Raw genomic sequence first — 14,607 nt, 5'->3', positions numbered from 1 at the left:
GTGGTCTGGTGGCTGGAACACCGGGTACAGCCCGTCGGCTGCTGGTCATCGAGGATGACCGCGAACTGGGGCGCATGCTCGTCGACCTGTTCACCGAGGAGGGATACACGGTCGATCTGGCTCTGGAGGGGCAGCGCGGGCTGCATCTGGGGCTGAGCCGCTCGTACGACGTGCTGATCATCGATCGCGGCCTGCCGTCGCTCGACGGCATCGACCTCATGCGGCGGCTGCGACGGCAGGCGGTCACCACCCCCGTGCTGGTGCTGACCGCCTTCGGCTCGGTCGCCGACCGGGTCGCCGGGCTGGACGCGGGCGCGGAGGACTACCTGGTCAAGCCGTTCGAGATCGACGAGCTGCTGGCCAGGGTGCGGGCCCTGCACCGCAGGAACCTCGACCAGGCCACGCTGCTGCCGCTCGGCGCGGGCTGGCTGGACTCCGAGTCGCACATCGTCCGGCTGCCGAGCGGGGAGCAGATCGAGCTGTCGGGGCAGGAGTGCCGGCTGCTCAGCGCCCTGGCGGCGCGCCCGCGGCAGGTGCACACCCGCACGTCGCTCCGGCAGCGGGTCTTCGACGGCGCCAAGAAGGAATCGATCGTGGACACGTACGTCTACTACCTGCGCAACAAGCTGGGATCAGGGGTCGTGTACACCGTGCGGGGCGTGGGCTACCGCCTGGGTGAGTTATGAGCCCGCCGGGGCGGGGATCGGAGCTCGAGCGGCGGTTGCTGAAGCGGGCCCGCCGGCGCCTCACCGCGCAGGTGGCCGGCGCGATCTCCCTGGTCCTGGCCCTGGCCGGGGTGCTGGTCTACTGCGTCATGCTGCACCAGCAGGCCGACTCCGCCCGGCGCGACCTGACCGCCGCCGTGCAGCGCGCCCCCATCGCCCACCCTCCCCCCTGCGTCTGGCTCTACCTGCTGCGGCCCGACGGCACCGTGGAGAGCTCCCCGGGCGCGCCGCAGGCGCTGCCGGTACGCGCGCCCATGGACCAGGTCGCCACCGGGCTGCCGCCCAGGGTCGAGGAGGTCCGGGTGGACGGGCACGCGTACCTCATCCGCACCCAGCGGCGCGGCGTCGACACCTTCCAGGCGGCGCTGGACCTGCGCTACCAGGAAGCCGAACGCCAGCGGCTGCTGCGCACGCTCGGCGGCGCGGAGATCGGCGGCCTGCTGGCCGCGCTGCTGGTGGGCCAGGTCATCTCCCGCCGCGCCATCGCGCCGCTCGGCGAGGCCCTGGCGCGCCAGCGCCGCTTCGCCGCCGACGTCAGCCACGAGCTGCGCAGCCCGCTGACCCGCCTGCACACCCGCGCCCAGCTCCTGTCCCGCCGGCTGCGGGGCGGCACGGACCCGATCCTGCTCATCGACGAGGTGGACCAGCTCGTGACCGGCACCAGGCAGCTGGGCGAGGTGGTCGAGGACCTGCTCCAGTCGGCCAGGTTCCAGCAGTCGCGCCGCCCGTTCGCGCCCGTCGACCTCGCGATGCTGGCCTCCGAGCTGGCCGTGGCCGAGGGCGCCCGCGCGGCGGCCAAGGGAGTGACGATCGAGGTCCGGTGCGAGGGGCCGGGCGATCACGTGGTGCGCGGCGTGGAGTCCGCGCTGCGCCGCGTGGTCTCGGCCCTGCTGGACAACGCCCTGGGCCACACGCGCACGGGCGGCCACATCTGGGTGATCCTGTCCCGGGACCGCGACCTGGTCCGGCTGACCGTGCGCGACGACGGGGTGGGCTTCGACCCGGCGCACACCGAACGCCTCTTCGCCCGGTTCGTGGGGGGCGGCTTCGGGCTGGGGCTGGCACTCGTACGGGAGGTGGTGGAGGGCCACCACGGCACCATCACCGCGGACGGCCGCCCGGGCGCCGGCGCCACCTTCACCGTCAGCCTGCCCGCCGGCCCCGCCGCCGCCCCGCCCCTGTGGGCGCCACCGGCCCGCGAGCCCGAACGCCGCCTCTGAGCGGGCACCTGCTAGCGTGCGGCGACATGAGCGGGCGTGGAGTTCTTGTCACAGGTGCGTCGAGGGGTATCGGGCGGGCGGTCGCGGCGGCCTTCGCCGCGCAGGGCGACCGGGTCGCGATCCATCACCGGGACTCCGCGAAGGAGGCGCAGGACCTGCTGGCGGAGCTGCCCGGCCCGGGACACACGATCGTGCGGGGCGACCTGGCCGATCCCGAGGCGGTGCGCGGCATGGTGGACGCGGCGGCCGACGCCCTGGGCGGCATCGACGTGCTGGTCAACAACGCCGCCACCTACTTCCACCATCCCCTGACGGAGCTGTCGTACGAGGAGTGGCAGAGCGCCTGGCGGCGCACGCTCGACATCAATCTGGTGGGGACGGCCAACGTCATCTGGTGCGCCGTCCAGCACATGCCCGCCGGCGGCCGCGTGATCAACGTGTCCTCGCGCGGCGCCTTCCGCGGCGAGCCGGACAGCCCCGCCTACGGGGCGAGCAAGGCGGGGCTGAACGCGCTGGGCCAGTCGCTGGCCGTGGCGCTCGCCCCGCGCGGGATCGCGGTGGCGGCCGTGGCGCCCGGCTTCGTCGAGACGGACATGACGACCGAGTACCTCACGGGGCCAGGGGGAGACGCGATCCGGGCGCAGAGCCCGTTCGGGCGGGTGGCGCGGCCGGAGGAGATCGCGGCGGCCGTCCTCTACCTGGCCTCCCCGGCCGCCGAATGGGCCAGCGGCGCCGTGCTCGACCTCAACGGCGCCTCCTACCTGCGCTGACCCCCTCGGCCAAGTAAAGCCAGGTCAGGACAGCCGCCGCTCCAGCAGGATCGCGCCGCGGCCCGGCAGCAGCGAGGCGCACCACTTGCGCAGGTCGGCCGGCTTCGGCCCGCTCACCTCGCCACCGTCCAGCAGGTCGGCCCAGTCGAGCAGCGACTCCGCCAGCATGAGCGGCACCCCCCGCCGCTCGTGCATCTCGGCCGCGGCCTCGAAGTGCTCGGCCGCCCGCTGCGGTGAGCCCGTCGCGATGCACAGGTGCGCCAGGTAGTGGTGCCCGCAGTGGTGGGCCACCGCGCCGTGGCCGAACGTCTGCCCGTCGGCGGCCAGCGAGCCGTACAGCTGCTCGGCCAGCTCCGCCCGCCCCAGGCGGGAGGCGGCCACGGCGAGGTTGTCCAGGGCGGGCCGGTGGGCCATGTTGCGGGGCGGCGTGGCGCCGCCGTCGGCCAGGATGCGGTCGAGCAGGGGCGCGGCCTCCTCGTCGGCCATCTCGCACAGATACCGCAGGATCGCGTGCACCGGGTCGACGCGCGGCGCCTGGGCGGCACGGCGATAGCGGTCGCGCAGCTCCCACAGCCGCCCCTGCAGCCGCCGGATCTCGGCGATCTGCGACGAGTAGATGGCCACGGCCTCCAGGCGGCGGCCGATCTCCGAGCCCAGCCGCAGGGCCGCCTGCGCCTCCGACTCGGCCTGCGCCAGGTCGCCCTGCATCAGCGTCAGGCCGGCCCTGGAGTAGCCGATCAGCCAGTTGAGGTGCGGCTGGGCCAGCCGGCGCGCCAGCTCGTCCGCCTCGCCGAGCAGCATCGCGGCCCTGGTCACGTCGCCGCCGTCGAGCACCGGGGGAGTGCGCTGCACGTACGCGTGGAACAGCGCCAGGTCGTCGCCCGTGCGGCGGGCCGCCTCCAGCATCTCGTCGCCGTCGCGGTGGCGCTGGTGCAGCGGGTCGGCGGGGATGATCGTCAGGCTGCGCTGCCCCAGCACGCTGGCGAGCGTGCGCGGATCGCCCGACTTGCGGGCCAGGGCCACGGCCTCGTCGCTCAGCGCGAAGCGCCGCTCGCCGTCGGGCGCCCAGATGAGCTCGGAGGCGAGCTGGGCTGCCAGCAGCGCCCGGGTGCTCAGGTCGGTGGAGTCGACCAGCCTGCGCGCCTCGGTCAGCAGCGCGATGCGCTGCTGGTCGGGCGCCGCCGAGATGGTGGAGAAGCCCCGGTCGCCGCCCAGCGCCGCGATCACGATCAGGTCGGAGCGCTCGCACTGCCTGGCCAGGTCGGCCGCCCGCACGAGGGTCTGCCTGGCGTCGGGGTCGCCGGCCAGCCACATGGCCCGGCCGCACTCGACCAGCAGCTCCGCGCGCCGCTCCAGCGTGGCGCCGGGGAAGTCCGCCAGCAGGTCGAGCACCCGCTGGTACCAGGTGACCGCCTCGCGGTGCGCCAGCCCGGCCAGCGCGTACTGCGCCGCGTGCACGGCCGCGTCCGCCGCCGCGCTGACCCGGACCGGGTCGCGGCCGTGCCCGGCGGCGGCCAGCAGGTGGGTGGCCACGACGTACGGCCGGGTCTCCATGGCGCGCGGGTCGGTCCGGCACAGCGCGTCGGCGACCTTGCCGTGCAGCAGCCCCGCCCGCGGCGCGGACAGCTTGGCGTAGAGGGCGGTCCTGGTCAGCTCGTGGGAGAACCGGCAGGACCCGCCGTCCGACATGGTCACCAGGCCGGCGCCCATGGCCTCCTCCACCGCGGCCACGAACCGGGCCTCGTCGAGCCCCAGCCCCGCCCGCAGCTCGGCCGACTCCATGCGCTCGCCGACGGCCAGCAGGTTGACCAGGTCTCTGGCGTCCGGGTGGAGCTGCGAGAGCCGGGCCATGACCATCCGCGTCACCGAGTCGGGCACGGTCAGCCCGTCGAGCTCCTTGCCCGCGGCCAGCTCCCTGACCACCTCGCTGACCAGGAACGCGTTGCCGCCGGTGATCCGGTGCAGCAGCTCGGAGTCGCCGCCGCCGCGCACCTCCGCCAGCGCGTGGGAGACCTCGTCCAGCCCGAAGGAGGGCACCTCGATCGTGCGGCTGTCGGCCGTCAGCTTGTGCAGCTCCGGCAGGGCCGACTCGGCCGGCGAGCCGACAGGCAGGGGCCGCGAGGTGGCCAGGACCAGCAGCGGCAGCGCCTCGGCGTCCCACATGAGGGCGTTGAGCATCTGCAGCGACTCCAGCGTCGCCCACTGCAGGTCGTCGATCACCAGCAGCACCGGCCGCACGGTGGTCAGGCGCTCGATCAGCGTGCGGGCCGCCGCCATCAGCTGGTAGCGCTCGGACACGGGCTCGGTGGCCGGCGGCACCTCCAGCGACAGCGGGGGAGCGGCCAGCGAGGGCGCCAGGCGGACGAGCTGGCCGCACTGCTGGTCGACCCCGGCGCGCAGCAGCAGCGCGGGCGAGGTGCGGGCCAGCCGCTCCACCGCCCCGGCGATCGGCTCGTACGCCCGCCGCGCCGGATCCGTGCACCGCCCGGCCAGCACCGTGAACTGCCGCTTGAGCGCCCGCCGGGCCACCTCCGAGGCCAGCCGGGTCTTGCCGACCCCCGAGTCGCCCTGGAGGATCACCAGCCCGCTGCCGAACTCGGCCGCCGCCAGCTCCCCGTCGAGCGTCCGCAGCTGCTCGTCCCGGCCGACGAACGGCAGCACGTGACCGTCCTCCAGCCAGGGGGCCAGCCCGGCGACCTGGTGATGGTCGGCGCTCTGCCAGTGCAGCTCGTACGTGTGCAGCGGCTCGCGCAGCCCCTTGCCCGGCAGCCGCCCCAGGTCCTTGAACTCGTGCCGGCTGCGCCCCTGCGCCAGCCGCCGCACCAGGTCGGTGCAGAGCACCTGGCCGCCCTCCGCGATGGCGACCAGCCGGGCCGCCTCGACGGTCGGCAGCCCGCTGACGTCGTCGTGGCCCCAGCACACGTCGCCGGCGGCGAGCGCGGCCCTGATGGAGATCTTGTCCGGGGCGCGCTCGTTCTCGTCGGCCACCGCCTGCTGCACCGCGATGACCGCGTCGAGCCCGGCCGTGGCCGAGTCGAAGACGGCCATCAGCCCGTCGCCCAGGCTCTTGGTGAACGTCGAGCCGCTGGCCGTCACCACCGAGCGCAGCAGCTGGTAGAGGCGGCGGAAGACCACGTTGGCGCGTTCCTCGCCCAGCCTGATGCGCATGGCGGTGGAGCTGACCACGTCGGTGAACAGGATGGTCGCCGTGGTCAGCGTGCCGGGCGGGTGGGGAGCGGTCATGTGGGCCGCTCCTTCAGCCTCCGCGCGGGCGCGCGTACCTTCCGGCGGACCGTGCGGCGGAGCTCGCGCGTCTTCACGGCGGAGCGCGACTGCTTGATCCGCCAGGCGCCGGCCAGGTCCCCGGGGATCCGGAAGGCCGCCTGCCCGTCGGAGTGGCGGTCGATCAGGGCGACCACGATCTGCCGCCCGAGCCTGCGCACCAGCCAGCGGACGACGCCGTCCACCGGCCCGGCCAGCGCCGCGTGCCGGTTCGCCGCCCGGCCGGCCGCGAACAGCGCGGTGAACCACCAGGCGGGCTTGGGCACGCCCAGCAGCTCGGGCACCCGGTCGGCGCCGTACTTGGCGTCGCGGAAGACCCAGTGCACCAGGCTGCGCGGCAGCTTGCGCCACCCCAGGTGCATGAACTCCTCCATCTCCTCCAGCAGCCTGGCCATCAGCCGGCGGCCCTCGTCGCTGGACTCGTACAGGCGGCCCAGGCGCTCGCTGACCGGCTCGACGTCCTCGAGCGTGAGAGGCCGGTCACGGCAGGCCTCCACGCCCATGAGATGGCCGAACACGCTCCACGTGTAGAGGTGGGCCGCACGCTGCTCCGCGGAGAGCGTCACGCCCATACTCTCCAGAGCCTCCCATGTCACCACAGAGAAGTCGAAGATGGTGGCCAGCAGGAGCTCCTGGTTGACCGGGGGGCCGAACCGCGCGGTGTCCCAGTGGTCAGCGAAACGCTCGTTGACCAGGGCGCGGACGAAGGAGTGCAGGATCCGCAGGCCGAGCGCCGTGGTGTGCCCGGGGCGGCCGGGCTCCAGGCTGTTGGTGGCCTTCAGGCCCATCACGTCGACCAGCATCTGCCCGGTCTCGGCCACCCGGCGGGTGAGGCTGTGCGTGGCCAGCCGGGACACGTTGGCCAGCACCTTGGCGCTGGACACCTCCACGTACGCCATGGGCAGGCACTTGCAGAAGAGCGCGGCCGACTGGTAGAGCCCGTAGTCGGCGAAGACGGCCTGCCCCCTGGCCAGCAGTTCGCGGTCGTCGCCCCAGTCGGGCAGCTCCGCGGCGAAGTCGATGGCCGCGAAGATCGCGGAGGCGGGCGGCTCGCCCGACGGCGCCCTGGCCTCCCGCTTGGCCGCCGCCAGCTCCTGGATCACCGCCTTCACCAGCTCCAGGGGCCCGCTTCCCGCGGGCTGGGCGTCCAGGTACTCGGCCACGACCTTGTCGATGTCCGGGTCCGCCTGCTGTCGCAGCTGTCGGAATCTCTCTTCAGGCCAGCGTTCGTGATCGTTCATCTACCCCGTACTCCAGATTTCGGTCAGAGGCCGCCCCGTTTCCGCAGGGCGGCGACGTCCAGCAGCGTGATCGCCCGGCCTTTGACGGCGATGAGGTTTCTCGCCACGAGGGACTGCAGCGCCCGGTTGACCGCCGGCCGCGACGCGCCGATGAGCGCGGCGAGGTCGGACTGGGTCAACCCGGGCAGGTCCACCACCCCGTCGTCGTGGCCGTGCTTGTCGGCCAGTTGCAGCAGCAGCTTGGCCAGCCGCCCGCCCAGGTCGAGGAAGGCCAGGTCGGCCGCCTGGTCGGTGAGCCTGCGCACCATGTGGCCGAGCATGCGCAGGAACTCGTCGGCCAGCCCCGGATGCTCCCGCATCAGCTCCAGGAGCCGTGCCCTGGGCAGCGCGAACACCCAGGCGGGGCGGACCGTCACGATCGACGCCGAGCGCGGTGAGTTGTCCAGCAGCGCCAGCTCGCCGAAGGTGTCGCCGCGGCTCAGCATGTTGAGCACGATCTCGTCGCCGTGCTCGGTCGTGAACACCACCTTCACCAGGCCGTCCAGCACCACGTAGAGGGACTCTCCCGGATCCCCCTGGTGGATGATGATCTGGCCGGCCCGGTAGCGCCTCGCCATCCCGGCCCGCGCCGTGCTCTCGATGCCGCTCTCTCCGAGTACGCGGAACAGCGGGATCTCCGCCAGCACGGAGGCCACCGGCTGGACATCGCTCGGGAACCCGCTCATGCAAGAACTTTAAGCCGCATCCCGCGCACGAACAGCCGACGGTCCTGGATGTCCAGATTGTGATGAGGAACACATCGTGACTGTCACGCGCGAGACAGCCCCTGGCGATCACTCGGCGCACCGTTGGGGTGCCGGGCGGTAATGGCGACCCCCCGAGTGCCCGGCCCGGCAGGGAGATCGACATGTACCTGGACACCATCGAAAGACCCGATACCGCCACCCTCGTCTCGGCCGCCCAGGACGGCGACGCCATGGCGTGGGAGCGGCTGATCGAAGAGTTCAGCCCCATGCTCAAGGCCCGCGTCCGCCGGTTCAGGCTCAGCCACGAGGACGCCCAGGACGTGCTCCAGACGACCTGGCTGCTGGCCTGGCAGAACCTCAGGAGCGTGGAGGACGGCCAGCGCATGGCGGGCTGGCTGGCCACCATCGCCTTCCGCGAGTGCCTGAAGCTCACCAAGCGGACGAAGGAGATCTGCACCCCTGACCTCGACACGCTGGGCAGCACGGACGACGTGGACAGGGAGCTGGCCAGGATCTGGCTGGCCGGCACGCTCGACGAGCTCGTCGAGGAGCTGCCGGCAGCGCAGCGGGTCCTGTTCAGAGCGCTCACGGAAACCTCCGAGCCGCACTACGTGGACGTGGCGCGCAGACTGGGCAGGCCGGTCGGGAGCATCGGGCCCACCCGAGCCCGCACGTTCGCGAAGCTCCGCGGGCTCCTGCAAGCCCGCGAGATCACCAGGGACTTCCTCGACTGACTCACTTCGCCGACGGGTCGAGCTGGATCGCCTCCAGGAACGGCTCGAAGTCGAAGTGCGCCATCTCGAACGCGTCCGGGTCGCTCTCCGCCGGATACTCGTAGACCTTGCGCCCGCCCCGGGCGAGCATCATGTTGACGGCCTGCGGCACCAGCCCGTGCTCCATCTCCCGGGCGAGGCCGTCGGCGACGTCCTTGGCGAAGGGCAGGTCGTAGAGGGCGCCCACGTGCTGGTAGACGCGGAAGTAGCTGACGATGAAGCGCATGCGGTCGCGGTAGGACACCCAGTCGGCCACCCCGGCCGTGGACGCCTCCTGGTCGGCCGTGATGAACTCCTCGGCCAGCTTGCGGACCTTCTCGTTCTGGATCGGCGCCCAGACCTGCTCCATGTCCACGCCCTCCGGCGCGGTCAGCGGCCGGCCCACCTTGATGTCGCTGAGCGGCGTCTGCACGGCGAACAGGTGGCGGGTGTAGAGCGAGGACCACTTCCCCTCCAGCCAGCGCGTCAGCCACGGCTGGTCCTCGTGCCGCGCGGCGTACAGGCGGAACCTCGGGAAGCGGCGCCGGGTCACCAGCGAGCGCAGCGACCGCCACGACACCCGCGTCAGCCACCGCACCGGCCGGTAGAGCACCAGCTCGAGGGCCTTCTGCGCGCGGGCCTGCTCGTAGGCGGACAGCGCCACGCAGGCGCCGAACATCAGCTCGGCGCGGGCCTCGGGGTCGGCGGTCTGCTTGGCCTCGACCAGGAGCTGCGCGGCGTCCTTCAGGTAGCGGGGGTCGGCCTCGGCCAGCAGGTCCGTCAGGAACGCCGGCGGGCTCGGCGTCAGATCCGACTCCGGGCTGACCCTGAGGAAACGGTCGGGCGAATCGTTCCACAGGTTGACCGCGAGGCTGGCGGTCTCCAGGAAGATGGCCCGGTTGGCGAGCGCGAGCCCGAGCTGGTAGCTGGGCCCGAGCAGGGTGAGCAGGACGGCCCTGAACACCCTCCTGAACCGGTGGGGCACCCGCATCTTGCGACCGAAGTCCAGGATGAACGGGGAGTCGGGGCTGAGGTCGAGGCTCTCTCCGACGGCCTTGGAGGTCCAGGTGGCGTAGCAGTACCAGTTGTTCGCGTCCTTGCCCAGGTGCTGGGCGAGGTCCCCGGCGACGCGGTGGTAGCTGTAGGCGATGACCATCGCTTCGAGTGCCGGGCTCCGGTCCTTGTAAGCGGCGATGCGCAGCACGTCGTCCGCGGTCATCGGAGTGTCGGACATGGGGTCTCCCGTTAGTTCGCCTCGAGGAGATAAGAGCGTCTCCAGCGGCGTCAGATACGTCAGGCGGCCGGTCTTTCCCCCGTGGCCGCCAGCCAGGAGCGTAGGGCGCGTGACTTACGGCGGGCTTGCAGGACGCCGGTCGGCCGCATCAAGGCCCCCGGCGGCAGGAAGCGCAGCCGGAAGCGGTGGCCGGCGCAGGTGAGGTCGACGCGCAGGGGCCGCCAGCTCGCCCGGATGTCGGCGCGGGCCAGGGTGAAGACCGTCTCCTCGTTAGTCACGTAGGACAGCAGGCGGTCGGTGGCGATGAGCGCGCCCATCGCCACGGGACCAGGCCGGCCTTGATCCCACCACACGGGGTTGAGCACCAGAGACATGGCGGCTCCGTCCACGGCCGCCCCGGGCGGGCCGCCCGGGACGGCGGCCCTCATTCCTTGACCACAATCTTGCTGATCACCACGAACCCGCCGAGCGCCCCCGCGGTGCCGGCGGCGGTCGTGGTGGTGAGGTTGACCACCAGGTCATACGTGCCGGGGGAGAGCTGACCCCGCATCGGGACGGAGGCGGTGTATCTGCCCGAGCCAGGCGTGAAGGTCAGTTCGACAGGGGGTGAGGGGTGCCTGGTCTCACCGCCGCCCAGCAGGTCGGCGATGATCTCCAAGTTCCAGCGGCCCGCCAGCCAGTCGATGAGCTCGCCGGCGACCTCCCAGCTCACGTCCACGGTCCAGCCCTCGTTACGGTGCACGACGTTCGTGGGTTGCGCGCCGGGATCGACAACCTGGCCGTGGAGAACGCCGGCGAGTTGCTCGGCCGGTACTTTCATCACCTGGAATTCTCCGGTTGCCATTCCGTTCTCCTTTCCGGTGGGAACGTCGTCCCCGTGTGAAGGAGCAGAGCGGCAGCCGAGGCGGCGAAATACCTGTCCGTTCTGTCAATAAATGCCGGGCATTGGTCAGACTCCGGCGATCATGATCAGGTCGCCGGGGCCCGCCGTGACGACGCTCTCGCCGTTGAGGGACACGCGCGCCGCGACCGCGGACGACAGGTAGCCGTTGACGCCCTTCACCACCAGATCGCCCAGCCCGCCGCCGGTCAGCCGCAGCACGGCCGCGCCGCCGTCCGCGGCGGCGATCTCGACGGTCCCGTACGGCGTCCGGACCCCGATCGGGCCCCGGTTGCCGGCCTGGACGAGCACGATCAGGTAGTGGACGTCCCGGTCCGGATGGCTGCGCAGGAAGGCGTCGGCGGTGCCGTACAGGACGAGGGAGCCGTCTTCGTCCGCGTCCACGTCCGGGGGCGGCGCGGACGGCGTGAGCAGGGCGCACGGCGCGAGGTTCTCGTCCAGTTCGGGGACGGGCCCGTCCACCAGCACCCGGCCGCCGGCGGCGGCGTAGTCGGCGAGCAGCCGCTGCACGCTCCGGTGCATGAACGGGCCGCCGGGCACGGTCACGGACCGGTACGCGCCCAGCTCCCCGGCCGTCGTGTCCTCCAGGTCGACCAGCGCGTAGTCCAGGCCGCGCTCGCGCATCCGCTCGTGGAAGGCCCGCAGCGCCCGTCCGCAAACCGGTCCATCGGCACCCGAAAGTGCCGCGATCCCGGCGTACGGCAGGTAGAGGCCGAACGCGTCGCGCGCCGTGCCCGCGCACTCCAGGAACTCCGCTCCGTGCGCGGCGAAGAAGTCCGCCAGCGCCCGCACCACCGGAGCCTTGCCGGTGGGAGAGCCGTCGGCGTCGATCGGCGCGCAGTCCGGGTACGGCCCTTCGTGCGCCGCGTCGAGCTCCGGCGCCCAGCCCGAGGTGGAGACCCCGGTGTAGACGTTGAACCCGGTCGCGCCCGCCGCCATGGCCAGCAGCGACTGGTGGAAGCTGGTCGCGCCGTCGATGTAGGCGGGGTCGTAGAGGCGGGAGAAGCCCCAGTTCTCCTCCAGGTTCGGGCCGGGGGCGAGCTTGGCGGCGATCACGTAGCGGGCCTGGGCGTCGCGGTCGGCCGACACCACGCCCATCCAGTTGGTGAAGCCGTACGAGATGCCGCCCCACAGCCGCGGCCTGACCCTGGCCAGCCAGTCGTCCAGCTCGGGGACGGTCGGCGGGTTCAGGTTCACGAAGACGGGCAGGCCGGAGCCGACGGCCTGGGCCCAGACGCGGTAGACCTCGGCCAGGTATTCGGCGTGGAAGCGGCCCCAGTCGGCCCGCGCGAGCAGCCCGCCGGCCCTGGGCGGCGGCTCGACCTCGGCCCAGTCCGCGTGCGCCGTCGCGTGCGCCGCGTTGTACGCCTCCGGCGTCCCGTACCAGGACCGCAACCGGTCCCGGTAGAACGCCAGCCCCGACGGGCTGTAGTCGTAGGCGGTCAGCGGCAGCGCCCCGCTGGTGTAGATGCCCTCGTTCGCGATCTGCAGCGCGATCACCGGAGCCGCGCCGGCCAGCACCTCCTTGCCCACGGCCGACAGCCACTGCGTGGCCCTGGTCAGGAACGCGGCGCCGAGCGGCGCGGGCAGCGGCCGGGAGACGGAGCCGTCCGACCAGAGGGACGGCTTCCCCTCGGCGTCGAGCAGCGGCTCGATCGACGGGTCGGCGTCCGGGTCGACCCAGTCGGGCAGCCCGCCGTAGCCCACCTCGGCATGGATGAACGGGCCCGGCTTGGCGATCACCCGCAGCCCCAGCTCGGCGCAGAGCGCGAGGAAGCCGACGACGTCCCTGGCCGGGTGGGTGGCCCCGGTGAAGTCGGGGGCCAGGCCCGGCTCCGGCTGGTGGTGCCGCCAGGGCAGGTAGCAGGTGACCACCTCGATCCCGAGCTCGTCCCGCACGGCCCGCAGCCGGTCGGCCCAGACGGCCGGGTCGTCGCGGTAGTAGGGGTAGTCGGCGGTGACCAGCACCCGGCCGTCGATGAGCACTCTCTTCCTCCTCAGGCTTTGAGACCGGTGAACGCGATGCCCTGCAGGATGCGGCGCTGGAAGACGATCAGCACGGCGATCACCGGCAGGACGGCGAGCGTGGCGCCGGCCATGATGTAGTACGCCCGCCCGCCGTCGGGGCTGGCGACGAGCTGCTGCAACGCCAGCGGCAGCGTGTACAGCTCGGGGTCGTTGGTGACGACCAGCGGCCAGACCAGGTCGTTCCAGTGGAACAGGAAGCTGGTGATGGTCACGACCGCCAGCACCGGCTTCGACAGCGGCAGCACGATCCGCCAGAAGATCTGCATGCGGCCCGCGCCGTCGATGAGCGCGGCCTCCTCCAGCTCGGCCGGGATCGACAGGAAGAACTGCCGCAGCAGGAAGATGTCCAGGACGGAGGCGATGTTCGGGACGATGAGCCCCCATCCGGAGTCGAACATGCCGAGCGCCTGCGTGACGTGGATGCGCGGCACCAGCAGCGTGATCGCGGGCACCATCATGCCGCCCAGCATGATCACGAACAGCCGGTCGCGGCCCGGGAACGGGATCCGCGCGAACGCGTACGCGGCCAGCGCGTCCACCAGCAGCTTGGCCGGCACCAGGATCGCGCACACCCACACGCTGTTGACGAACGCGTTCCCGAGCCCGCCGACGTCCAGCACGTAGTCGTAGTTGTCCAGCGTCGCCGCCCACTCGCCGGTCTTCTTGTCGAGCGGCAGCAGGTTGGGCACCTTGCTGTAGATGTCCTGCCCGTGCTTGACCGAGGTGGCCAGCATCCACAGGAACGGCACCACCGACACGGCCGCCAGCAGCACCAGCGCCACGTAAAAGGGGGCCTTCCTCATGCCGCCTCCTGCTTGACGAACCTGAACTGCAGCGCGGTCACGATCATGATGAAGACGAGCAGGATGAACGACATCGCGCAGGCCGCCCCCATGGCGTCGTAGCGGAAGGCGAACAGGTAGAGGTGGAGCACGTACGTCAGGCCCGACTGCTCGGGGCCGCCGGTGACGCTGCGCCCGTTGCCTGAGAAGATCACGTACACCAGGCCGAACACCTGCAGCGCCGCGATCACCCCCGTCACCAGCAGGTAGAACGTGGTGGGCCGGAGCATCGGGAAGGTCACCCGCCAGAACCGCTGCCAGGGGCCGGCCCCGTCGATGACCGCGGCCTCCGTGATCGCGCCGGGGATGCCCTTCAGACCGGCCAGATAGATGATCATCGAGATGCCGCACTGCCAGGCCGCGATGAACGCCAGCGCCGGGATGACCAGCTCAGGGGTGTTGAGCCAGTTCTGCCCCGGGATGCCGAACAGGCCGAGCACCGCGTTGATCAGGCCGTACTGGGGGTCGTAGAGCCAGCGCCAGATCGCGCCGACCGCCGCCTCGGCCGTGACGACCGGCAGGAACAGCAGCAGCCTGAACAGGTTCGCCCCGCGCCGGATCGCGTTCAGCAGCAGCGCCTGCGCCAGCGCGGAGACCAGGGTCAGCGGGACGGCGATGAGCGTGTACTGCAGCGTGACGCCGACCGACTTCCAGAAGTGCGGGAATTTCACGTCGTCGAAGAGCAGGTCGGCATAGTTCGCCAGGCCCACCCAGGCGGCGTCGGAGCGCAGGTTCCAGTCCGTGAAGCTGTAGTAGAGCGCCGACAGTGCCGGATAAAGCAGGAATATCAGGAAATAGGCGAGCGCGGGGGGCCCGCGCGCGCTGCACCTGCCGGTCGCGTTCTTCCGCCGGGAAGGCGCGGTGCC

At 72.2% G+C, this 14,607-nt stretch carries 13 protein-coding genes; 4 read left to right on the top strand and 9 right to left on the bottom strand.

Going from position 1 to position 14,607, the window contains the following annotated elements:
- Positions 1 to 8: 8 nt before the first annotated feature.
- From ACWEPL_RS54155 to ACWEPL_RS54145, 3 genes are read left to right on the top strand one after another with little or no spacing between them, the layout of a single operon-like run.
- Positions 9 to 686 (top strand): response regulator transcription factor, encoded by a 678-nt coding sequence (locus tag ACWEPL_RS54155; RefSeq protein ID WP_363972179.1) that lies wholly within the window; start codon positions 9 to 11, stop codon positions 684 to 686.
- On the top strand, positions 683 to 1,945 hold the full coding sequence (locus tag ACWEPL_RS54150) for a sensor histidine kinase (RefSeq protein ID WP_452441164.1): 1,263 nt from the start codon (positions 683 to 685) through the stop codon (positions 1,943 to 1,945). The genes ACWEPL_RS54155 and ACWEPL_RS54150 overlap by 4 nt, the downstream gene beginning before the upstream one ends.
- Before the next feature lie 26 nt (positions 1,946 to 1,971).
- A complete protein-coding gene (locus tag ACWEPL_RS54145) occupies positions 1,972 to 2,715 on the top strand; it encodes an SDR family NAD(P)-dependent oxidoreductase (RefSeq protein ID WP_363972175.1) in 744 nt (247 codons plus the stop codon).
- A gap of 24 nt (positions 2,716 to 2,739) precedes the next feature.
- Here ACWEPL_RS54145 and ACWEPL_RS54140 read toward each other — a convergent pair whose 3' ends face one another.
- Genes ACWEPL_RS54140 through ACWEPL_RS54130 form a run of 3 tightly spaced genes read right to left on the bottom strand, consistent with a single transcriptional unit; the run spans position 2,740 to position 7,963 of the window.
- A complete protein-coding gene (locus tag ACWEPL_RS54140) occupies positions 2,740 to 5,958 on the bottom strand; it encodes an ATP-binding protein (RefSeq protein ID WP_452441163.1) in 3,219 nt (1,072 codons plus the stop codon).
- Positions 5,955 to 7,238, bottom strand: coding sequence for an oxygenase MpaB family protein (locus ACWEPL_RS54135; RefSeq protein WP_452441162.1), 1,284 nt, complete (start codon positions 7,236 to 7,238; stop codon positions 5,955 to 5,957). The genes ACWEPL_RS54140 and ACWEPL_RS54135 overlap by 4 nt, the downstream gene beginning before the upstream one ends.
- Positions 7,239 to 7,261: 23 nt before the next feature.
- Entirely contained in the window at positions 7,262 to 7,963 is a 702-nt protein-coding gene (locus tag ACWEPL_RS54130; RefSeq protein WP_350727134.1) for a Crp/Fnr family transcriptional regulator, read from the bottom strand.
- Between the two features lie 182 nt (positions 7,964 to 8,145).
- Here ACWEPL_RS54130 and ACWEPL_RS54125 point away from each other — a divergent pair, with 182 nt between their 5' ends.
- A complete protein-coding gene (locus tag ACWEPL_RS54125) occupies positions 8,146 to 8,718 on the top strand; it encodes an RNA polymerase sigma factor (RefSeq protein WP_350727135.1) in 573 nt (190 codons plus the stop codon).
- Between the two features lies 1 nt (position 8,719).
- On the opposite strand, the gene ACWEPL_RS54120 is transcribed toward ACWEPL_RS54125, so the two are convergent.
- The 6 genes from ACWEPL_RS54120 to ACWEPL_RS54095 form a co-directional block, all read right to left on the bottom strand.
- Positions 8,720 to 9,970, bottom strand: coding sequence for a hypothetical protein (locus ACWEPL_RS54120; protein ID WP_452441161.1), 1,251 nt, complete (start codon positions 9,968 to 9,970; stop codon positions 8,720 to 8,722).
- Between the two features lie 59 nt (positions 9,971 to 10,029).
- Positions 10,030 to 10,398 carry a hypothetical protein gene (locus ACWEPL_RS54115; protein WP_452441159.1) on the bottom strand — a complete coding sequence of 123 codons (369 nt, stop codon included), beginning with the start codon at positions 10,396 to 10,398 and terminating at the stop codon, positions 10,030 to 10,032.
- Positions 10,395 to 10,814 (bottom strand): hypothetical protein, encoded by a 420-nt coding sequence (locus ACWEPL_RS54110; RefSeq protein WP_192785862.1) that lies wholly within the window; start codon positions 10,812 to 10,814, stop codon positions 10,395 to 10,397. The genes ACWEPL_RS54115 and ACWEPL_RS54110 overlap by 4 nt, the downstream gene beginning before the upstream one ends.
- A 105-nt stretch (positions 10,815 to 10,919) precedes the next feature.
- Positions 10,920 to 12,857 carry a beta-galactosidase gene (locus tag ACWEPL_RS54105; RefSeq protein WP_452441157.1) on the bottom strand — a complete coding sequence of 646 codons (1,938 nt, stop codon included), beginning with the start codon at positions 12,855 to 12,857 and terminating at the stop codon, positions 10,920 to 10,922.
- A gap of 11 nt (positions 12,858 to 12,868) precedes the next feature.
- Entirely contained in the window at positions 12,869 to 13,702 is an 834-nt protein-coding gene (locus ACWEPL_RS54100; RefSeq protein ID WP_350727139.1) for a carbohydrate ABC transporter permease, read from the bottom strand.
- Positions 13,699 to 14,607, bottom strand: a 909-nt coding sequence (locus ACWEPL_RS54095) for a carbohydrate ABC transporter permease (RefSeq protein WP_452441156.1), incomplete at its 5' end; no start/stop codon positions are given. The genes ACWEPL_RS54095 and ACWEPL_RS54100, both read right to left, overlap by 4 nt.

It is taken from the genome of Nonomuraea sp. NPDC004186, from assembly GCF_053603495.1.
Note: the sequence above shows the minus strand (reverse complement) of the source record. Positions and strands in the feature narration are given on the sequence as shown.